Here is a 19,024-nt window from a genome sequence, read left to right on the forward strand (position 1 = left end):
CGCCGCGATGGGCGTCACCGCCGCCCTCGCGGCCGCCCCCGCCGCCCAGGCGGCCCCGGCCGGGCCGGCCGCTCCCCCGGCCGCCGCCGCGGCGAAGGCCCCCTGCACCGGGGAGTTCGAGGGCGACAAGCGGCTGGGCCCCAAGCACCTGCCCCACAAGTGGCAGGAGCCGGTCGGGCCCCTGCTCAAGCACTACCACCGCACCGGAAAGCTCTCCTCCGCCGACTTCCTCAAGAAGTACTGGGAGGGGCCGGCCGACACGGGCACCTGGAAGTACCCGCCGAACGACGGGTTCGCCGAGGTCAACGGCACCGTCGACAAGGCCCGGGAAGTGCTGGACGAGGGCGAGCTCCTGGACCGCTTCGGCTCGGAGTACGGCTCGTACCTCGCCCCGGCAGGTGACGCGTACGCCAAGCGCGCGCTGCCCCCGCAGAACCTCAACACCCGCGACGCGGCCTTCCCGTGCGACTACCACGCGTACCGGGTGACCAAGGCGTTCGCCGTCTGGGAGGGCTCCATCGCCCCCTGGTTCGAGCAGCCGGGCGGCGGTCGGCAGATCAAGCTCGACCCGGCCTTCCTCGACCCGGGCGCGGGTCAGCGCCTGAACGTCAAGTGGCTGCTCGACAACGGCTATCTGGCCCCCGTCCCCTCGTGAGCCACCGGCAGGAACTCGAACGGGCACTCCGGGAAGCCGGGGTGCCCGCCGGGCACTACTGGATCGAGGGCGTCCACGAACCGGCGCCCACCCCGACGGACTTCGTGTACCTGCGCGCCCGGCCGGACGGCAGCTGGGAGACCGGGGTGTTCGAGCGGGGCGCGTACGAGCCCGTCGCCGGGCACACCACCGAGGCCGGGGCCTGTGCCCACCTCCGCACCCTGCTGGGCTGCTGAAACGCGGGCTCCGGACGCGCACTAGAGTGCGGCGGGGAAGGGTGGCACGAGGGTGCAAGGGGGCGCGGAGATGATCGAGCCGTGGGTGTTGGGGATGGTCAACGGCATCCTCTACAACGCGATGTACCACAGCACCGGCCTGGAGCTGGGCGACGAACTGGTCGGCCGGTACGCCCTCGCCCTCCAGGTCGAGCCGGTCACCGACCGGCCGATCCCCGCGCAGGTGGCGGGCCTGCGCGCCGCCGCGCTCCACGACGAGCCGCTGACCACCGCCTTCACGCCGTATCCCGGCCAACAGCCCTACGGGGAGGCCGAGTTCCGCGCCTTCCTGATTCGCGTGGCCGACGAACTCGAATCCCAGTACCCCTGGCCGCAGGCCCGCACGCGCCGGCCGGAGGCCCGCGGCTCCGGGCCCGCGACCCCCGGCTCGCGACTGCGCCGCCTCCTGCGCCCCCTGCTCCCGCGCCGGTGAACCCCAGGTGGGCGTCACTTCCGTGGGGCGGGTGTCGTTAGGGCCTCGGGGTTGACTCTGGGGGCGAAGGGATGACGGAATGCGGCAGTTTCCTCTGGAGATGCACCACATGGCACCCGGCCGGGTCGTCGAGTGGCGGTTGCGGTCCACGGCGGCGGAGGCCTGCGGGCCGGACGACGCGGCGGACCGGCAGGCGTCCTTCAACCAGGACAAGCACTTCACCGTCGCCGAGGAGAGCCGCGCCGACGGCGACCCGATCGCCTCGTGGGTGGCGGTCACCTTCGAGGTCGCCGGAGCACTCGACGAGGACGCGCTGACCCGGTCCCTGCTGGCCTTCGTGCAGCGTCACGAAGTGCTGCGCTGCGAGTTCCGCCGCCTGGCCGGCGAGCTGGCGTGCGCGCCCATCGCTCCCGACGAACTCGCCCTCGACTCCGTGCCTGTGACCGCCTTCGAGACGTCCGGGGCCCTGAAGCACTTCCTCGTCGAACGGTTCAAGCGGAGCATCGACACCCTGTCGTGGCCGCTGTTCACGATGGGCGCCGTCCTGCGCGAGGACTCCGCGACCGTGTACCTGGCCTTCGACCACATCGTCTGCGACGGCCTGTCGATGCCGGTCGTGGTCAATGACGTGCAGAGCGTGTACGAAGCCCTGTGCCGTGGCGAGGAGCACGTCGTCGAGCCCGCGCCGAGCTATCTCGACTTCGCCGAGGAGCAGCGCGGCCGCTACCTGTCCATCGACGCCACCGACGAACGGCTGGACAACTGGAAGGCGTTCATCGCGCGCGGCGGCGGCGAGTTCTTCCCGCGCTTCCCGCTCGAACTCGGTGTGGAGCCGGGCCGGATGTACCCGATCGTCAGCGAGGCCTCGCAACTGCTGGACGCCGGCGAGGCCGAGGTGTTCGAGAAGGCCTGTCTGGCGGTCGACGGCAAGCCCTTCATGGGGTTGCTCGCCGCCGTCGCCGTCTGCCTGCGCGAGGCCGGCGGACCGGGTGTCTACCGCGGGTTCCTGCCGGTCAGCGAGCGCGGCCGGTCCGGCTGGTCGGACTCGGTCGGCTGGTTCGTCAACACCATGCCCATCGAGTTCGACGCCTCGCCGGGCCGGGACTTTGCCCAGGTCGTGGCCGCCGTACGGGCCGGTTTCAGCGAGATGCTGGAGCACATCGACGTACCGTTCGTCCGGGCCTGGCAGTTGCTGGCACCTGAGGAGTTCGGCGCCCGTTCCTGGCCCTACCCGGTGAACTTCTTCTCGTACATCGACATGCGCCGGTGTCCGGGGGCCGAGCGGCACGAGGACTGGCGGCCCTCGACCCACGTGTGGTCGGCGAGCGCCAACGGCACCTGCTCCTGGTTCCAGCGGGACAGGGACGGGCTGCACATGAACTCCATGTACGTGGACACGCCCGTCGCCCGTCGCACCATGGACGACTTCCAGGAGGCGCTGCGGCTGACGGTCCGTGAGATCGCCCGGTACGGCTCGCTGCGCCGGCCCATCGCACTGACGGCGCCGCGCCGGCCCGTGCGCACCCCGCTCGACGTGGCCGCGTACGGCCGGCGCGCCTGACGGGACGCGGCCGCAGGCGCGTCAGCCGTCGAGGCGGGCGGCGCGCCTGCGCAGCAGGGCCTGTTCCCGCGCGTTGCGCGTGAGCGAGGCGGCCCGTTCGAACTCCGCCCGTGCCTCCTCCCGTCGGCCGAGCCGCTCCAGCAGGTCTCCCCGTACGCTCGGCAGCAAGTGGTAGGCGCGCAGGGCCGGTTCCGCCGCCAGCGCGTCCACCAGCGCGAGCGCAGGCCCGGGGCCGTCGGCCATGGAGACCGCGACCGCCCGGTTGAGCTCGACCACCGGTGACGGGACCAGTACGACCAGGCGCTCGTAGAGGGTGGCGATGGTCCGCCAGTCGGTGTCCTCGTAGCGCACGGCGTCCGCGTGGCAGCCCGCGATGGCGGCCTGGAGGGAGTACGGGCCGGTGCCGGCGCGGTGCATGGCCTCGACTCCCCGGCGGATCAGCATGCGGTTCCACTTGGACCGGTTCTGGTCGGCGAGGAGCACCGGCTCGCCGTCGGAGCCGGTGCGGGTGGCGATCCGGGAGGCCTGGAACTCCAGGAGCGCCACCAGCCCGTGCACCTCGGGTTCCTCGGGCATGAGGGCGGCGAGGACGCGGGCCAGCCGGAGCGCGTCCTCGCAGAGGGCGGGGCGGACGAGGTCGTCGCCGGCGGTCGCCGAGTAGCCCTCGTTGAAGACGAGGTAGATGACCTCCAGGACGGAGGCGAGCCGTTCCTCGCGGTCGGCTCCGTACGGGACCTCGAACGGCACCCCGGCCTTGGCCAGCGCCCGCTTCGCCCGGACGATCCGCTGGGCGACGGTCGGCTCGGTGGTGAGGAAGGCGCGGGCGATCTCCGGGGTGGTGAGCCCGCCGATCAGGCGCAGGGTGAGGGCGATGCGGGCGTCGGTGGCGAGCACCGGGTGGCAGGCGGTGAAGACCAGCCGGAGCAGGTCGTCGTCGATGTCCTCCGGGTCGGCCGGCTCGGCGGGCGGTGGTACGTCCTCCAGGGTCCGGCCGACCTCGGCGAGCTTGCGCGCGTACGCCTCCTTACGGCGGACGAGGTCGATCGCGCGGCGTTTGGCGGTGGTCGTCAGCCAGGCGCCGGGCCGGTCGGGGACGCCCGAGTGCGGCCACTGTTCCAGGGCGGCGACCAGGGCGTCCTGCGCGATCTCCTCGGCGATGCCGACGTCGCGCACGATCCGGGCCACGCCCGCGATGATCCGGGCGGACTCGATCCTGAACACCGCTTCGACCGCCTGGGCCGTACTCGCTGCCGTCACGGCCACCCATCAGAGCAGCCGTGACGCGGCAGGGCAAACGCGGATCGCGGATCGTGGAGCGCGGATCACATCTCCTGGATCTCCCGGACCTCGGCGCCGACGTTCCAGCTCGCCGGGTGGATTTCGAGGAACCGCTTGGTCCACTCCATGGCCTCGGCCTTGTCCTTGCACTGGGTGAGGGAGTAGCCGCCGACGACTTCCTTGGTCTCGGTGAAGGGGCCGTCGGTGTAGCTGATCTTTCCGCCGGACCAGCTGAGCCGGGTGCTCTGGGAGGTGGGCAGCAGCCCGGCGGTGTCGAGCATGACGCCGGCCTTGGTGATCTCCTCCAGCAGCGCGCCCATGCGCTGCTCGAAGTCGGCGGGGAATTCCTCGGGGGGCAGGTTCTGCTCGTCGATGCGGATCAGGGTCAGGAAGCGCGGCATGGTGACTCCTCGGTCGTGAGGGCGGGGGCTCTCCCTGCCTCTCACCCCTGCGTCGAACGGGAGCCGCCCGGATCGACGCCTCCCCGGGAAATTCTTCAAAGAATCTTGCGGGACGGCCACCCGGAGGTGGCGCGGGCGCTCGCGGGCCCCTGCCCCTGCCCCTGCCCCTGCCCCTGCCCCTGCCCCTGCCCACAGTAGCTACCGGCGAGTAGGATCGCTGGGCCCACGCCCTCAGAGAGGAACTCCCGATGCCGCGCACCCCCTCCTCCCCCGCGCTCCTCGCCGGCCTGCTCGCCACGGCCGCGGTGGCGCACGCCATCGCGCCGAAGCAGTTCGACGCGATCGTCCCGCGCTCGCTGCCCGGCACCCCGCGGCAGTGGACGTACGCGAGCGGCGTGGCGGAGCTGGCCCTGGCCGTCGGGGTCGCCCACCCGCGCACCCGCCGGGCGGCGGCGCTGGCGACGGCGGCGTTCTTCGTCGGCGTGTTCCCGGCGAACGTCAAGATGGCCGTGGACGCGCGCCACGGCTCCCCGGGCGTGCGGGCCGCGACGATCGGGCGGCTGCCCCTGCAGATCCCGCTCGTCCTGTGGGCCCGCAGCGTCAGCCGCGGCGCGGCGGCCGGCTGAGCCGGGCGCGCCCGGCGCGCGGGCCTGGCGGGACGTCAGCAGAGCCAGAAGAACACGGTGTCCTGGGTCCGGCCCGCCTTCTTGGTCGCCTCCCACTCCGCGGCCTCCACCCGCATGGGTTCGAGGAACACTTCGGCCGTCTCCCGGACCTCGTCGTCGAGCCGGTCGAGGACGGCCTCGTACGCCGCGACGAGCTCGGCGGCCCGGGAAGCCGGGAAGGTCCCCATCCACGGGGTGGCGTCGCCCGGATGCGGAAGCCGCACCGGCGGGCCGCCGAAGAGCAGCGCGGCCGGCGCGAGGTCGGCCGGGACCCCGTGCCGCGTCATCTCCGCGTCGACGGTGTGGAACCAGGACGGCCGGCGCCAGTGGCCGAGGTGGTAGGTGTCGGAGAAGTGCCCGGCGACCAGGGCCTGGAAGGCGTAGGTGTAGGCGGGCTCCATGTCCGCGGTGGGGGCGCCCTCCAGCAGTTCCTCCAGCGCCTGGGTGACCGGCACGTCCAGCTCGATGCCCTGGTCGCGGAAGCGGGCGTCGACCTGCGCGCAGCGCTCGCGCGTGAGACCCAGGCGGCGCTCCTGGTCGGGCGTCCGCTCCACCGCCGTCAGCAGCCGGATCACCGCCCGCATGTCGCCGGTGCTCATCTCCAGGGTGTGCCCCATCGGCTCCGTTCCTTCCCTATGGCTCTGTACGAGGAAGATCCATGATCGCGATCACCCGCCCGGACCGGACGGGCAGGGTCCGGTCAGGGGCTGTCGCCCGCCCAGTCCCAGCGGTCCTCGTCGCCCGCGCGGCGGCGGTAGTGGGCCCGGCCGCCCGCGCCGTAGCGCCCTATCTCCGTGGGGAGCCGGGCTTCTTCGGCCAGTTGGCGCCCGCTCCAGCCGGTGATGTCCAGGAGGAGCCCGTCGAGGGGACCGCCCACGAGCTCGCCGTAGACGTGGCCGGGGCGCGGGCCGGGGTCGGGGTCGTCGTGGTCGGCGCCGTAGACCCGGCGCCGGAGCATCCTGTCGTCCATGCGCCCAGCTTGGCAGCGGGCACTGACAATGGAGTCCGCCGTACGGATCACCGCGCACACGGAGCAGGAGCACCACTCATGGCACGTCGGGTACACCAGCCGCTGGAGAACGAGGAGTTCGACTTCATCCTCACGATGGCCGGCGGCGGGCCGGTTCTCGCCTACTTCTGCGGGAGCTGGCCCAAGGCGGTCGAGGCGTGCAGGGCGATGGACACGATCGTCGGCGAGCTGGCCGAGGAGTACGGGACGCGGCTGACGGCGGTCCGTACGGACATCACCCGCTGCCCCGGGCCGACCAGGCGCTACGGCGTGGCGGGCGCCCCGACCGTCGTCCTCGTCAAGGACGGCGAGGCGGTGGCGAGCCAGGCGGGACCGATGACCCGCGAGGAGTTCCGGGCGTTCCTGAACGCGCACCTTTGACGCTCATCCCGCCTGAAGGCGGGAGATTCCCACCGTGCCGCCGCTGTTTCCAGCGGGTGCGTGGTGGTTCCTGTTTCATCACCCGCTGCCCGGCATGCCGGGTCTTACGTGGGCTCCGCAGGCGTTTTACGTGTCCGGGCGTCCCTCGGCCACGATGCGCCGTCCTTCGCGGCGGAGGTTGAGTTCTGCATTCTCGTCCCGGTCGTGGACTGCTCCGCAGGAGCACACCCAGTGGCGGACCTTGAGTCCTTCCAGTCCCCTGGGTCCCTCGATCGATCCGCAGGCGGAGCACAGTTGCGTGCTGGGGAACCAGCGGGAGACCTTGGCGAAGGTACGCCCGTACCGTGCGCATTTGGCTTCGAGGGTGCGGGCGAACATGCCGGGGGACTGGTCGTGGACGGACTTGCCGCGCTTGCCCTTGGCCGTCCCCATGCCCTTCACGTTCAGGTCCTCCACGTACACGGCTTGGCTCTCGCGCGTGATCCGGGTGGTTTCCTGCTCGATGAAGTCGCGTCGCTGATCAGCGACGCGGGCATGGACCTTCGCTACGGCGAGCTTGGCCTTGCGCCGGTTGTTCGAACCCTTCTTGGCACGGGACAGCTTGCGCTGCGCCCGCTTGAGCTTCTTGGCCTGGCGGCGGAAGAACTTCGGCGAGCTGATCTTCCGGCCGCGCAGGACCGCATACGTGGACAGGCCCAGGTCGATACCGGTCTCGGTCGTGTCCAGGTCCAGCTCGGGCAACGACTCGTCCTCGGCCTCCACCACGAACGAGGCGAAGTACCGGCCCGAGGCGTCCTTGATCACGGTCACGGACGACGGGGCGCAGGGAAGCTCACGGGACCAGCGGATCTTGACATCGCCGATCTTCGGGAGCCGGAGCTTGCGGTCGGCGGTGATGGAGAACCGGGCGTTCATGGTGAAGCGGACCGCCTGGCGGCTGGACTTCTTCTTGAACTTCGGCGGCCCCGTCTTCGGGCCCTTGCGGGTGCCGTTCTTCGAGGCGAAGAAGTTGGAGTACGCGGTCTCCAGGTCCCGCAGGGACTGCTGGAGGACCACGGCCGACACCTCGGACAGCCAGGCACGTTCCTCGGTCTTCTTCGCCTCGGTGACGAACCGCTTCGACAACTCCGCCGCCTTCGGCCGGTCAAGGCCCTGCTTGTAGGCGTCCTGCCGCAGACGCAGCCCGTCGTTCCAGACCACGCGGGCGCACCCGAACGCCCTTGCCAACGCCGTGCGCTGGGTGGCGTGCGGGTACACGCGGAAGGAGTACCGCAGCTGCATACCAACGATCGTACTACGGTTGGTTTATGGCTGACTATCAGAACATCCGCACAGGTCGGCACTGCACTTTCATCCTCCACGCCCACTTGGTTTTCGTGACGAAGTACCGGCACAAGGGCTTCAACGACCAGCACCTCACACGGTGCGAAGAGATCATGCGCAGCGTCTGCGCAGACTTCGAGGTCGAGCTGGTCGAGTTCAACGGCGAGAACAACCACGTCCACCTCCTGGTGAACCTCCCGCCGAAGGTCGCCCTGTCCAAGCTGGTCAACAGCTTGAAGGGCGTCAGCTCCCGCCGACTCCGCCAGGAGTTCCCCGACCTCGCCCGCCACTACTGGCGGGCACAACGACTCTGGTCCGGCTCGTACTTTGCCGGGTCAGTCGGCGGGGCCCCGTTGTCGATGGTCCGTCAGTACATCGAGCAGCAGAATCGCCCGCTGTGACGCGCGGGTCAGAGCAGTCCTGAGAATCGCTTCACCACCGGGCCAAAGCCCGATGCACTGCGATTAGTCCCGGTAGCGCGCGGGGCCCGGCCCGGGGGCCGGATGGGCCCTCCGGGCGAACATGCCCGATCTGGCCGAAAGTGGCATAGGTGGGATAGGTGCCTAGGGCATGTAATAGGGCTGGCGAGACGGAACCATCGCTTGCGAGGTGCTCGTATGTCCGAACCCGTTGTCTCCACCGAATCCATTGCTCCCGACCTCCTTGTCCCCGAACCCCTTGTCCCCGAACCCGTCGACTTTCCGCAGGACCGGACCTGCCCCTACCACCCGCCGACCGCCTACGACCCCCTGCGGGCGGGCCGGCCGCTCTCGCGGGTCACCCTCTTCGACGGCCGCTCGGTGTGGGTGGTCACCGGTCACGCCGAGGCGCGCGCCCTGCTCTCCGACCGGCGGCTCTCTGCCGACCGGCAGAACGCCGCCTTCCCGCTCCCCAGCAAGCGCTTCTCCGGCCTCAAGGACCGGCGCACCGCCCTGCTCGGGGTGGACGACCCCGAGCACAACGCCCAGCGCCGGATGCTGATCCCCAGCTTCACCCTGAAGCGGACCGCCGCCCTGCGGCCCCGGATCCAGGAGACCGTGGACCGGCTGATCGACGGGATGGTCGCCCGGGGCCCGCGGGCGGAGCTGGTCAGCGCCTTCGCGCTGCCGGTGCCGTCGATGGTGATCTGCGCGCTGCTCGGAGTCCCGTACGAGGACCACGAGTTCTTCGAGGGAGAGTCGCGCCGGCTGCTGCGCGGGCCGGAGGCGGCCGATGTGGAGGACGCCCGCGACCGGATCAACGGCTACCTGCGCGAGCTGATCGAGCGCAAGCGCCGGGAGCCGGGCGACGGGCTCCTGGACGAGCTCGTCACCCAGCGACTGGAGACCGGCGAGACCGATGTCGACGAGCTGGTGTCGCTGGCCGCGATCCTGCTGATCGCCGGGCACGAGACCACCGCGAACATGATCTCCCTCGGTACCTTCACCCTGCTCAGCCACCCGGAGCAGTTGGCCGAGCTCCGCTCGGACCCGGTGCTCCTCCCGGCGGCGGTGGAGGAGCTGATGCGGTTCCTGTCCATCGCCGACGGGATGCTGCGGGTGGCCACCGAGGACATCGAGATCGCCGGTGTCACGGTCCGCCCGGACGACGGGGTGGTCTTCTCCACCTCGGTGATCAACCGCGACGGGGACGTCTTCGAGGACCCCGACGCGCTGGACTGGCACCGGTCCACCCGGCACCACCTGGCCTTCGGCTTCGGCATCCACCAGTGCCTCGGACAGAATCTGGCCCGCGCCGAGATGGAGATCGCCCTGGGCACGCTCTTCCGGAGGCTGCCCGGACTGCGGCTGGCGGCCGATCCGGACCGGATCCCCTTCAAGTCCGGGGACACCATCCAGGGCATGGTCGAACTCCCCGTGGCCTGGTGAGGGGCGTGACGTCACTGCGCATCGACATCGACACGGCCGTCTGCATCGGCGCCGGCCAGTGCGCCCTCACCGCGCCCGAGGTGTTCACCCAGGACGACGACGGGTTCAGCGAGCTGGTCCCGGGCCACGAGGACGGCCGGGGGAGCCGGCTCGTGCGGGAAGCCGCGCGCGCCTGCCCGGTCTCCGCGATCTCCGTGGCCGGGCCGTGAGCGGGGGCGTGAGCCTGGCCGTGAGTCGGGTTGTGAGACGCGCCGCCCGGCCGTGAGACGCGCCGCCTGAGCGGGGGTTCAGCTCCCGCTCAGGAGCCCGGCGGCCCGCCGCTCCAGGGCCAGGGCCCCGTCCACCAGGTCCGCGCACCCGTCGAAGAGGGCCCGGCGGCCTTCGGCGTCCGCCGCCGGGTCGGCCGTACGGGCCAGTTCGGCCAGGCGCGACCACTGCCGGCCGGAGTCCCGGAAGAGGTCCGCCGCTTCGGGCCGGCCGGCGAGGTCCAGGAAGTCGGCGTAGAGCGGCCGGGTCGCACCGGGGGCCGTCCACTCCTCCTCCAGGCAGGAGTGGAGCCGGCCCATGCCCGCGCCCAGGGCCTCCGGGGACGAGCCGAAGCGGCGCTCCCAGCCCGTCTTGGTACGGGTGTCGCGCAGCTGGGCGGCGAACTTCTCCATGCCGGAGAAGCCGAAGTTCACGTCGAAGTGGTTGCCGAGCACCGGGCCGGTGAGGCGGGCCACCGTCGCGGCGATGGCCTCGTCGAGGTCCGGCTCGTCGGTGGGCGGCCCGGTGGGCACGATCATCTGGTGGCGGCCCTTGCGGTGCCCCGACCAGGCGGCGGTGAACTCTTCCCGGTCGATCCGGTACGGGGTGGCGGCCCCGTCCTCGACGTACAGGGTGTCGCCCTCGTACCCCGCGACGACCACGGTGTACGGATCGGCGGAGGCCATCTCGGGGCTCTGCGCCGCCGCGTGCCAGGGCAGCAGGGACCGGTCGACGACGCAGAACACGGGCAGCCCGGCGTCGAGCGCGCCGTACACCCGGTTCAGGCGGGGCTTGGCGCTGGTGGTGGCCAGGTACGGGACGTGCAGCCGCCCGAGCGCCGTCTGCACCCAGGGGTGCGGGTGGGCCTGCGCGACGATCGTGGCGATCGGCGGCCGGCCGGCGTACTCGAAGACGAAGTACATGAAGCCGATCCCGCCGGCGAGGCCCGCGACCAGCACCTCGTCGTGCGCGCTGCCGAGCGCGTGGCGGATCAGCGAACTCTCGCGGTGGCGGCCTGCGCCGAAGTCTTCGTAAACGAGCACGGTCATGCGGTCAGGGTATCCGTGCCGTCGCGGCCGCCCGGCCGGGCGCCCTGCCGGGCGGCCGACTTCCTGTACAGTTGTCCAGGAAGTCGTTACCGGAACCCATCGGAACCCAAGGGAGGTGGCCGTGCACACGGTCGCTCAGGTCCTCATCGGCGCCGTCGCCGCACTGCACGCGTACATCCTGGTGCTGGAGATGTTCCTGTGGCAGCGGCCGCCCGGCCGGGCGCTGTCCGGCTTCGACGCGGACACCGCCCGCCTCACCGCTCCGCTCGCCGCCAACCAGGGCCTCTACAACGGGTTCCTCGCCGCCGGCCTGGTCTGGTCGCTGGTCATCGACTCGCTCGCCACGCAGGTCTTCTTCCTCGTCTGCGTGATCGCGGCCGGGGTGTACGGGGCCGCGACCGCCAACCGGCGGATCCTGGTCGCCCAGGCCCTGCCCGGCGCCCTCGCCCTGGGTGCGGCGCTGCTCGCCGGATGAGCGCCGAGGACCCGCGTACGGACCCCCGTACCGCCCGCACCAAGGCGCGGCTGCGCGAGGGCCTCCTCGCGGAGTGCGCGGACCGGGCGCTGGCCGAGGTCAGCGTCTCGGCGGTGGTCCGCCGGGCCGGCGTCGGGCGCGCCACGTTCTACCTGCACTACGAGGACCTCACCGCGCTCGCCGTGGACGCGTGCGCCGACGTGGTGCACGCGGCGGTCGACGCTCTGCACACCTGGCAGACGGGCCCCGGATCGCGCGCCCCGGCCCGGCCGCCGGCCGCCCTGGCCGAGTTCCTCGGTGGCACGGCCGAACGGGCCCCGCTGTACCGCAGCCTGCTCCTGCCGGGCGGAGGCGGCCCGCTGGGCGAGCGCCTGCACCGGGAGTTGCGGGCCCGCGCACGCGCCGAGCGTGCGGCGATCGGTGCGCCGCGCCCCGACCTGGTCGCCTCGGCGGTGGCCGCAGCCTTCACGGGGGTGCTCGCGGACTGGCTGCACGGCCTGGTGCCGGCGGATCCCGCGGAGCTCGCGGACCGGCTCTGGGCGCTGCTCCTGGCCCTGCACCGGGCGGGTTAGCCCGGCTCGGTGCGGCCGTCGAGGCCGACCTCCCGCATCACCCGGTCCACGGTGTCCTCCAGCGAGTCCCCGGCCGGGACGACGCTCTCCCAGTCGCCCGGCAGCAGGTCCAGCGGCCTGTACCACTCGCGCAGTTCCGGCTCCCCGAACTCGGCGGCCTGCGGCTTGGTCGCGTGCCGGCGCAGGGTCTCCTCGAACGGCACGTCCAGGTAGTAGAAGTGGGTCGACCCCCGGTGCGCCCGCCGCAGCGCGTCGAGCATCGGGCCGTACCGGTCCGCGTAGAGGATCCCCTCGACGATCACGTGGAAGCCGTGGTCCAGCCCGTACCGCGCGACGCTGCCGATCAGCCCGATGTTCGCGGCGCCGGGGGTGTCCCGTTCGTGCAGGACCTCGCGCCGCAGGTTGTCCTGGGCCACGAGCGCCATGCCGCGTCCGTGGCGCGCGCGGATCCCCGCCGCGACCGAGGACTTGCCCGAGGCGGAATTGCCGCGCAGCACGATCAACCGGGTGTCCGGGGTGCCCGTCATCACGCGGGCCACGCTACCGGCCGGGGCCGTACGCGCGTGGGCCCCGCCGGAGATCCGGCGGGGCCCACCCTCACGGGCTGGACTCGTGAAGCGGCGCTAGCCGATGGTGACCACCTGCTCCGCCTGAGGACCCTTGGGACCCTGGGTCACGCTGTACTCGACCTTCGCGCCCTCGGCCAGCTCCTTGAAGCCGGTCGTCTGGATGGCGGAGAAGTGCACGAACACGTCGGGGCCGCCGTCGTCCTGCTGGATGAAGCCGAATCCCTTCTCCGAGTTGAACCACTTCACGGTGCCTGTTGCCATCTGTGCTGATCCTTCTCAACGTTCCACGCGGGCCGCACGTGCGGCCGTCTCGATCCTGCCCACAGGTCACCCCCGCCACACGCCAAGCGCGGCCAACCGGGGCGTACGGAATGAATCGAACCTTTGGTCGCCACGTCCGTGAAACGGGGGATCGACATCCCTCGGCAGGGGTTACGCGCCGCTGTCCGCGGCCGGCAGCGACACGGCGGGGCGCGGCCGGGGGGCCGCCGCGGCGGCGCGCCGCGGGCCGCTGAGCCGGCAGCCCAGGCAGTCGGGGTGCCCGTCGCGGGCGGCGGTGTCCCGGACGCGCCAGTCCCAGTCCGCGGGCGCCCGGGGGCCGCTCGGCTTGCCCCAGCCGGCCAGGTGCAGCAGCCAGGTGGTGAGGGCGGCCGCGGCGACGACACCGAGGCCGAGCCAGATGCCGGGCGTCCAGGCGGCGCAGAACGCCACGCCCGCTCCGGTGCAGCCCAGCAGGGCGAGGATGGTGCCGGTCCAGCCGGCCACGGTGTGGCCGAGGTCGACGTCGCCGTGCGCGCTCATGGTTCTCCCTGGCAGGACGGTGGGGCGGGCCGCAGTAGGCTCGGAACGGAAACGGGATGACTTATTCAGCAAGATAAACATCTCACGAACTAAGCCTCTTAGATCCTAAGGAGTATTCGCGTGCAGGGCAAGCCCCGCCCCGCGGCCACGGCCGGGGAGGCGCTTTCGCGCATGGACAGCTACATCGCGCTGGGCCTCATCGGCCAGCAGGAAGTGGCGCAGCTGCTCGGGATCAACGTCACCGACCTGACGTGCCTGGGCCACATCCTGGGCGCCGGGGACACCCCTCTCACCGCCGGTGAACTCGCCGAGCGGACGAAGCTCACCACGGGTGCGGTCACCGGAGTCCTCAACCGCCTGGAGCGGGCCGGCTACGCGAGCCGCAGGCCCGACCCGGCCGACCGGCGCCGGGTGCGGGTCGTGGCCGACGCGGACACCGCCGCACGGATCTTCGCCGTGTACGAGCCCTTCTACGCGCGGCTGGGCGCGGTGTTCGCCCAGTACACCTCCGACGAGATCGCCGTCATCGCCGACTGGTTCGGGCGCGCGACGGTCGAGATCACCGCCCACCTCGCCCAGGTGCGGGCCGGGGAACTGGGTCCGGTGGCCCCGTAGCCCGGTGCCCCGCGGCCCCGGGCCCCCGTCGCGACGCGGGCCCGATGGTAAAATTTCCTCCTTTCACGTCTTCACGGAAGGTTCTGCATGAAGAACCCGTCACCTCACGGGCGTTTCGGCGTCAAGGCCGGAGCCAAGGCAGGCCCCAGGGGCGGTGGCAAGGCGGGCGGCAAGAGCCCGCGGACCGCTCCCCTGCGGGGCGAGTTCGCGATGCCCGCGACCACCACTCCGGCGCTGCCGCCCGTGAAGACGTTCGCCGAGCTCGACCTGCCCCCGGAGCTGGTGCGGACGCTGGCCGAGCTGGCGGTGACGGAGCCGTTCCCCATCCAGGCGGCGACCCTTCCGAACTCCCTCGCTGGCCGGGACATCCTGGGCCGCGGCCGGACCGGCTCCGGCAAGACGCTGGCCTTCGGCCTGGCCATGCTGGCGCGCACGGCGGGCGAGCAGGCCGATCCGAAGCGCCCGCTGGCGCTGGTCCTCGTACCGACGCGCGAACTGGCGCAGCAGGTGACCGAAGCGCTGGCCCCGTACGCGCAGGCACTGAAGCTGCGGATGGCCACGGTCGTCGGCGGTCTGTCCATCGGCCGCCAGACCTCGGCGCTGCGCACCGGCGCGGAGGTCGTGGTCGCCACCCCCGGGCGCCTCAGCGACCTGATCGGGCGGCGGGACGTCCACCTGGAGCGCGTGAAGATCACGGTGCTCGACGAGGCGGACCAGATGTGCGACATGGGCTTCATGCCGCAGGTCACCGAGATCCTCGACCAGGTGCACCACGCCGGGCAGAAGATGCTCTTCTCGGCCACCCTGGACCGCAATGTGGACCAGCTCGTCCGGAGCTACCTGAAGGACCCGGTCTCGCACTCCGTGGACCCGTCGGCGGCCTCGGTCACCACGATGGACCACCACGTGCTGCACATCCACGCGGCCGACAAGGTCTCGGCGGCCACCGAGATCGCCGCCCGCGAGGGCCGGGTGCTGATGTTCCTGGACACCAAGCACGGCGTCGACCAGTTCGTGAAGCACCTGCGGGCGATGGGCGTACGGGCGGAGGGCCTGCACAGCGGCAAGTCGCAGCCGCAGCGCACCCGGACCCTGGGGCAGTTCAAGGACGGCCTGATCGGCGTCCTGGTCGCGACCAACGTCGCGGCGCGCGGCATCCACATCGACGACCTCGACCTCGTCGTCAACGTCGACCCGCCCGCGGACCACAAGGACTACCTGCACCGCGGCGGCCGTACGGCGCGCGCCGGCGAGTCCGGCAAGGTCGTCACCCTGGTCACGCCGAACCAGCGCCGCGACATCGTGCGGCTGATGGCCGACGCCAAGATCCGGCCGACGATCACGCAGGTGCGCTCCGGCGAGGCCGCGCTCAGCCGCATCACCGGCGCGAAGGCCCCGTCCGGGGTCCCGCTGGCGGGCGCGGCGCCGACCGACGCCAAGGGCAAGCCGTCCGGCTCGGACCTCGGCTTCCGCGGGATCGGCACCCGGCCCGGGCGGCCGGGGCGCGGCAAGGAGTCCCGCAAGACCGTGGAGGCCCGGCAGGCGGCCGCGGCCCGCGCCGCGGCCCGGGTGCGCCGAGGCAAGTGACGCGTACGTGAAGGCGCCTGTCCCCCTCACACGGGGGGACCGGCGCCTTCTCGTTGCCCCGGGCCCACGGTCAGCCGCGCGGGCGCCTACGGGCCGCAGCCGCCCGGGTGAGCACGGCCTTTCGTTCCTCCTCCGCGTCGAGGAAGCCCAGTACAGTCCGCGCGAAGGCGGCGGGATCGTCGACCCACGGGTAGTGGCCGGCGCCCGGCTGGACGGTCACCTCGGCCCTGGGGAACCACTCCGCGATGGCCCGGGCGACGCGCGGACGGGGACCGCCGTCCAGTTCGCCGGCCAGGATCAGCACCGGCACCTCAAGGGCGGCGACGGCCGCGCGCGTGAGCGCCGGCTCGAAGGCTCCGGCGGAGGCGTAGACCTCGCCGGCCTCCTCGTTGGACTGCCCGGCCTCGGCCGCGGCGTGCGCCTGCGCGGCGGCGTCCCAACGGCCGTAGTGGAACGGGCCCGACGCCTCCCATTGGGCGTCCGTGGCAGTACCGGCCCACACGGCCTCCGCCGCCGGGCGGGCGCGCGCGTACCAGGGCTCGGCCGCGCGCAGGGCCATGGCCTCCCGGCGGTGCTCCACGGTGAAGTCGATGCCGATGGCCCGGGCCCGGGCGGTGACCAGCACGAGGCTGCGGACGTGCTCGGGGTACCGGGCCGCGTAGAGGAGGGCGAGGTCGCCGCCCGCGGAGTGGGCGAGGATGTCGACCCGCTCCGGGCCGAGATGGCGCCGCAGGGCCTCGACGTCCCCGACCTGCCGGTCGCAGCGGTAGGACGCGGGGTCGGCCGGGAGGGCGGAGCCGCCCGTGCCCCGCAGGTCGAGCATGACCAGCCGGCGGCGCTCCGACACTCCCCCGAGGTCGCCGAGGTACGTGGAGGCCCGCATGGGACCGCCCGGCAGGCAGATCAGTGGTTCGCCCTCGCCGGCCACGTGGTAGGCGAGTTCGGTTCCGTCGGGTGCGCTTAAGACAGGCATGGCGCCATCCTCACGATCACGTCGCGGCCGTGGCAACCGGATTCGGCGAAGAGCCGCCGGCCTCAGACCGCCGCACGCCGCAGCAGACGCCGCGCCGCGGTGTTGCGGACGCTGTGGCTGCGGGCGGCGGCGGCCAGCAGGCTCAGCGCCTCGTCCGAGGCCAGCGACTGGGCGGCCGTGCGCTGGCACCAGTCGGAGGCGGCGGTGAGGTCGGCGACCGCCCAGGGCTCGCCCCGGGCGATGGACCTGAGCAGGATCCACTCGCGCAGCCGGCGGGCCGCGAAGGTGCGCCCGCCGAGCGCGGCGCCCATGGCGTGCGCCCAGGCGGGGAACGCCCCGTCGGCCAGCAGCTGCGCCGCCCGCCGGTCCAGGTGGGTGACGACGGCACTTTCCGCCATCACCGGGTCCGGGTCGCGCAGGACCGCGGCCACCGCTTCGGCCTCGGCCGCCTCGGCCTCAACCGCCCCACCCGATACGGCCGCCAGGGAATCCAGGTGCCGGGCGTAGCGCCAGTACTCGGGCGCGCTCGACCGCTCGGCCGGGCGTATCTGGTTCTCGCGTCTCCCCATGGCGACCATTCCACACGACAGCGGTGAACGACCGGTGCCCAGGGTCCCGTCGGGCCCGCCGCCGCTAGTTGGACCGGATGTCGGGGATGGCGGTGGGAGCCGGTACGGGATCGAAGGCGAAGAGCTGACCGGACTGCGTTCCGGTGCACGGCAGCTGGACGACGGACGTGCCGGGGGTGCTGTTCCCGCCGGGGACGGACACGCAGGCGCCGGTGTGCACCGGCACGATCCGGAAGGTGCGCCCGCCGTCCTCCGCCGCGGCGAGGATCCTGAACCGTTCGGCTGTGCCCCGGCGGCCGCAGTAGTCGTTCATCAGCCGGGCTCCGTCCGTTGTCGAGCCGGAGTCCACACCGAGGCAGCCGTGTCCCATGACGGGGTGCAAGGAGCGGATCGTGTAATGGTCGCCGCCCGCGGGCTCCAGGAGGTAGACGGGGATGCTCGCCGGGCAGGCGTACTGCTCCACGGCGCCTCCGCCGTCCCGGTGGGGCGACTCCGACAGGCAGAGCTCGGAGCCGGCCACCCGGATCCGGTACGTACCCGGCTCGACCGGCCCGGGAGATGCGCTCGGGCCGGCGACGGGGTCGGCTCGGTCGCTCGTCCCCGTGCCGGCCTGTGCCAGGTGGCCGCCGACGGCCAGTGCCGCAACGGCCAGGGATCCGGCGGTGAGCACGACGAGGCGGAGCATCGGCCGGGACTCCGGCTCCGGATGCGGATGCGGCTCCGGATGCGGGGTCCCCGTATCGGTCGCACCGGCTTCTGGGTCGATGCTCACGGCGGCCAGCCGGTCGCGCGCCGCCGACCACTCCTCGACCAGCCCCTCGTGTCCGCATGCGATCAGGAACGCTCTCAGCAGCTCCGGCCGGGGCAGCGCGTCCCGGCTCAGGGCCGTCGCCAGGGTGCTGCGCGGGAGCACCTCGCCGACGTGGTCCGCCCGTTGCTCCAGATCTCGGTAGGTCAATCCGGACCGCTCCCGCAACTGCCGCACGAGGGCGATGAACTCGGCGGCGTTCCGGGCCTCGTCCGGGTCCGGGAGAGGCGTCGTGGGGTGCATGCCCCGAGCATCCCGGGCCCGTGCGGGACCGGGCCAGGAGGAATCAGGTCGTCGCACGGCGGGCACGCGGCTCACTCCCGGCCGCCCGCGGTCCGTCCGGGACACGACCGGGACAAGCCCTGTGACCTGCGAGGACACCGGCCGCCCTGTCCAGGACGGCGGGAGGCCCTGGAACGGCGGTCCGGACGCCTGGCACCGTCGGATGCCGAACGCAGACCGACTACCGAAGGAGACACACCCATGAGCAAGGTTCGTTCGGCGCTCGCCGCGCTGTCGCTCGCCGCAGCCATCTCCGCGGCCGGCGTGCCCGCGGCGTCCGCAGCAAACGAAGCACCGGACTGGATCCCGTCGGGCATTGCCGATGCGGGAGCCATGGCCTGCAATTACGACCCCGGCACGAACGGTCCCGGTGGAACCAGCGTGAAGAACGCCATCTGGCTCAGGACCGGACCCAGCGCGGGCTGCGGCAACGCCAGCGGCTACACGCTCCCCGTGGGAACGCGGCTCGGCGGCTGGTGCTACACGTACAACGAGTCCGGAAACAAGTGGTACTACGTCAGCGTCGGAGGCGAGGCTCCGTACGGCTGGATCTACTCGGGCAACGTCACCTCGGACGCGAGCTCGATCACCAAGCCCTGCTGACGGACACACCGTAGCCGTAAATCTCG

The 19,024-nt window shown here is 72.4% G+C and carries 26 protein-coding genes; 14 read left to right on the forward strand and 12 right to left on the reverse strand.

What is annotated here, in order from left to right; genetic code table 11:
* The first annotated feature begins 7 nt into the window (after positions 1–7).
* The 4 genes from AB0M99_RS00570 (at position 8) to AB0M99_RS00585 (ending at position 2,924) form a co-directional block, all read left to right on the forward strand.
* Positions 8–655, forward strand: a complete 648-nt coding sequence (locus tag AB0M99_RS00570) for a TNT domain-containing protein (protein WP_365916508.1) — start codon at positions 8–10, stop codon at positions 653–655.
* Positions 652–891, forward strand: coding sequence for a hypothetical protein (locus AB0M99_RS00575; RefSeq protein WP_365915981.1), 240 nt, complete (start codon positions 652–654; stop codon positions 889–891). Before AB0M99_RS00570 ends, AB0M99_RS00575 begins: the two co-directional genes overlap by 4 nt.
* Positions 892–961: 70 nt before the next feature.
* Complete coding sequence (locus tag AB0M99_RS00580) at positions 962–1,363, forward strand: hypothetical protein (protein WP_365915983.1); 402 nt, start codon at positions 962–964, stop codon at positions 1,361–1,363.
* A gap of 79 nt (positions 1,364–1,442) precedes the next feature.
* The gene (locus AB0M99_RS00585; RefSeq protein ID WP_365915985.1) at positions 1,443–2,924 is read left to right on the forward strand and encodes a condensation domain-containing protein; all 1,482 of its coding nucleotides are present in this window, start codon (positions 1,443–1,445) and stop codon (positions 2,922–2,924) included.
* A 21-nt stretch (positions 2,925–2,945) separates the two neighbouring features.
* Here the strand turns inward: AB0M99_RS00585 and AB0M99_RS00590 are convergent, their stop codons facing one another.
* Positions 2,946–4,181, reverse strand: coding sequence for an RNA polymerase sigma factor (locus AB0M99_RS00590; protein ID WP_365915987.1), 1,236 nt, complete (start codon positions 4,179–4,181; stop codon positions 2,946–2,948).
* A 65-nt stretch (positions 4,182–4,246) separates the two neighbouring features.
* Positions 4,247–4,603, reverse strand: coding sequence for a YciI family protein (locus AB0M99_RS00595; RefSeq protein ID WP_365915989.1), 357 nt, complete (start codon positions 4,601–4,603; stop codon positions 4,247–4,249).
* A 248-nt stretch (positions 4,604–4,851) separates the two neighbouring features.
* On the opposite strand from AB0M99_RS00595, the gene AB0M99_RS00600 reads away from it, so the two are divergent.
* The gene (locus AB0M99_RS00600) at positions 4,852–5,229 is read left to right on the forward strand and encodes a hypothetical protein (RefSeq protein WP_365915991.1); all 378 of its coding nucleotides are present in this window, start codon (positions 4,852–4,854) and stop codon (positions 5,227–5,229) included.
* Positions 5,230–5,264: 35 nt separating this feature from the next.
* Here AB0M99_RS00600 and AB0M99_RS00605 read toward each other — a convergent pair whose 3' ends face one another.
* The gene (locus AB0M99_RS00605) at positions 5,265–5,885 is read right to left on the reverse strand and encodes a hypothetical protein (protein ID WP_365915993.1); all 621 of its coding nucleotides are present in this window, start codon (positions 5,883–5,885) and stop codon (positions 5,265–5,267) included.
* Positions 5,886–5,968: 83 nt separating this feature from the next.
* Positions 5,969–6,238: a hypothetical protein gene (locus tag AB0M99_RS00610; protein WP_365915995.1), complete on the reverse strand. Its 270-nt coding sequence runs from the start codon at positions 6,236–6,238 to the stop codon at positions 5,969–5,971.
* Between the two features lie 78 nt (positions 6,239–6,316).
* On the opposite strand from AB0M99_RS00610, the gene AB0M99_RS00615 reads away from it, so the two are divergent.
* Positions 6,317–6,658, forward strand: a complete 342-nt coding sequence (locus AB0M99_RS00615; RefSeq protein ID WP_365915997.1) for a thioredoxin domain-containing protein — start codon at positions 6,317–6,319, stop codon at positions 6,656–6,658.
* A 126-nt stretch (positions 6,659–6,784) separates the two neighbouring features.
* On the opposite strand, the gene AB0M99_RS00620 is transcribed toward AB0M99_RS00615, so the two are convergent.
* On the reverse strand, positions 6,785–7,939 hold the full coding sequence (locus AB0M99_RS00620) for a transposase (protein ID WP_365915999.1): 1,155 nt from the start codon (positions 7,937–7,939) through the stop codon (positions 6,785–6,787).
* 26 nt (positions 7,940–7,965) lie between these two features.
* Between AB0M99_RS00620 and tnpA the strand changes: the two genes are divergently transcribed.
* From tnpA to AB0M99_RS00635, 3 genes are all read left to right on the forward strand, one after another.
* Entirely contained in the window at positions 7,966–8,382 is a 417-nt protein-coding gene (tnpA, locus tag AB0M99_RS00625) for an IS200/IS605 family transposase (RefSeq protein WP_365916001.1), read from the forward strand.
* A gap of 216 nt (positions 8,383–8,598) precedes the next feature.
* The gene (locus tag AB0M99_RS00630) at positions 8,599–9,849 is read left to right on the forward strand and encodes a cytochrome P450 (RefSeq protein WP_365916003.1); all 1,251 of its coding nucleotides are present in this window, start codon (positions 8,599–8,601) and stop codon (positions 9,847–9,849) included.
* 14 nt (positions 9,850–9,863) lie between these two features.
* Positions 9,864–10,058, forward strand: coding sequence for a ferredoxin (locus tag AB0M99_RS00635; RefSeq protein ID WP_365916510.1), 195 nt, complete (start codon positions 9,864–9,866; stop codon positions 10,056–10,058).
* 78 nt (positions 10,059–10,136) lie between these two features.
* Here the strand turns inward: AB0M99_RS00635 and AB0M99_RS00640 are convergent, their stop codons facing one another.
* The gene (locus AB0M99_RS00640) at positions 10,137–11,144 is read right to left on the reverse strand and encodes a DUF4872 domain-containing protein (protein ID WP_365916005.1); all 1,008 of its coding nucleotides are present in this window, start codon (positions 11,142–11,144) and stop codon (positions 10,137–10,139) included.
* Between the two features lie 121 nt (positions 11,145–11,265).
* Between AB0M99_RS00640 and AB0M99_RS00645 the strand changes: the two genes are divergently transcribed.
* Entirely contained in the window at positions 11,266–11,619 is a 354-nt protein-coding gene (locus AB0M99_RS00645) for a DUF1304 domain-containing protein (RefSeq protein ID WP_365916007.1), read from the forward strand.
* A complete protein-coding gene (locus AB0M99_RS00650) occupies positions 11,616–12,191 on the forward strand; it encodes a TetR family transcriptional regulator (protein ID WP_365916009.1) in 576 nt (191 codons plus the stop codon). The genes AB0M99_RS00645 and AB0M99_RS00650 overlap by 4 nt, the downstream gene beginning before the upstream one ends.
* Here the strand turns inward: AB0M99_RS00650 and AB0M99_RS00655 are convergent.
* The 3 genes from AB0M99_RS00655 to AB0M99_RS00665 form a co-directional block, all read right to left on the reverse strand.
* Entirely contained in the window at positions 12,188–12,718 is a 531-nt protein-coding gene (locus tag AB0M99_RS00655; RefSeq protein ID WP_365916512.1) for a kinase, read from the reverse strand. The two genes, AB0M99_RS00650 and AB0M99_RS00655, sit on opposite strands and share 4 nt — an antisense overlap.
* Before the next feature lie 96 nt (positions 12,719–12,814).
* The gene (locus tag AB0M99_RS00660; RefSeq protein ID WP_250739345.1) at positions 12,815–13,021 is read right to left on the reverse strand and encodes a cold-shock protein; all 207 of its coding nucleotides are present in this window, start codon (positions 13,019–13,021) and stop codon (positions 12,815–12,817) included.
* Positions 13,022–13,192: 171 nt separating this feature from the next.
* Complete coding sequence (locus AB0M99_RS00665; RefSeq protein ID WP_365916012.1) at positions 13,193–13,561, reverse strand: HGxxPAAW family protein; 369 nt, start codon at positions 13,559–13,561, stop codon at positions 13,193–13,195.
* 120 nt (positions 13,562–13,681) lie between these two features.
* Between AB0M99_RS00665 and AB0M99_RS00670 the strand changes: the two genes are divergently transcribed.
* Together AB0M99_RS00670 and AB0M99_RS00675 are read left to right on the forward strand one after the other, a co-directional pair.
* Entirely contained in the window at positions 13,682–14,176 is a 495-nt protein-coding gene (locus AB0M99_RS00670) for a MarR family transcriptional regulator (RefSeq protein WP_365916014.1), read from the forward strand.
* A gap of 87 nt (positions 14,177–14,263) precedes the next feature.
* A complete protein-coding gene (locus AB0M99_RS00675) occupies positions 14,264–15,763 on the forward strand; it encodes a DEAD/DEAH box helicase (RefSeq protein ID WP_365916016.1) in 1,500 nt (499 codons plus the stop codon).
* 70 nt (positions 15,764–15,833) lie between these two features.
* On the opposite strand, the gene AB0M99_RS00680 is transcribed toward AB0M99_RS00675, so the two are convergent.
* The 3 genes from AB0M99_RS00680 to AB0M99_RS00690 form a co-directional block, all read right to left on the reverse strand.
* Positions 15,834–16,736 (reverse strand): alpha/beta hydrolase, encoded by a 903-nt coding sequence (locus AB0M99_RS00680; protein WP_365916018.1) that lies wholly within the window; start codon positions 16,734–16,736, stop codon positions 15,834–15,836.
* 62 nt (positions 16,737–16,798) lie between these two features.
* Positions 16,799–17,305, reverse strand: a complete 507-nt coding sequence (locus tag AB0M99_RS00685; RefSeq protein ID WP_365916020.1) for a hypothetical protein — start codon at positions 17,303–17,305, stop codon at positions 16,799–16,801.
* Between the two features lie 64 nt (positions 17,306–17,369).
* Positions 17,370–18,356: an XRE family transcriptional regulator gene (locus AB0M99_RS00690; protein ID WP_365916022.1), complete on the reverse strand. Its 987-nt coding sequence runs from the start codon at positions 18,354–18,356 to the stop codon at positions 17,370–17,372.
* A gap of 240 nt (positions 18,357–18,596) precedes the next feature.
* On the opposite strand from AB0M99_RS00690, the gene AB0M99_RS00695 reads away from it, so the two are divergent.
* Positions 18,597–18,998, forward strand: coding sequence for a hypothetical protein (locus tag AB0M99_RS00695; protein ID WP_365916024.1), 402 nt, complete (start codon positions 18,597–18,599; stop codon positions 18,996–18,998).
* Positions 18,999–19,024 lie beyond the last annotated feature (26 nt).

Origin of the sequence: Streptomyces sp. NPDC051183, assembly GCF_040682455.1 — a bacterium.
In the GTDB taxonomy this organism is placed as follows: Bacteria; Actinomycetota; Actinomycetes; order Streptomycetales; family Streptomycetaceae; genus Streptomyces.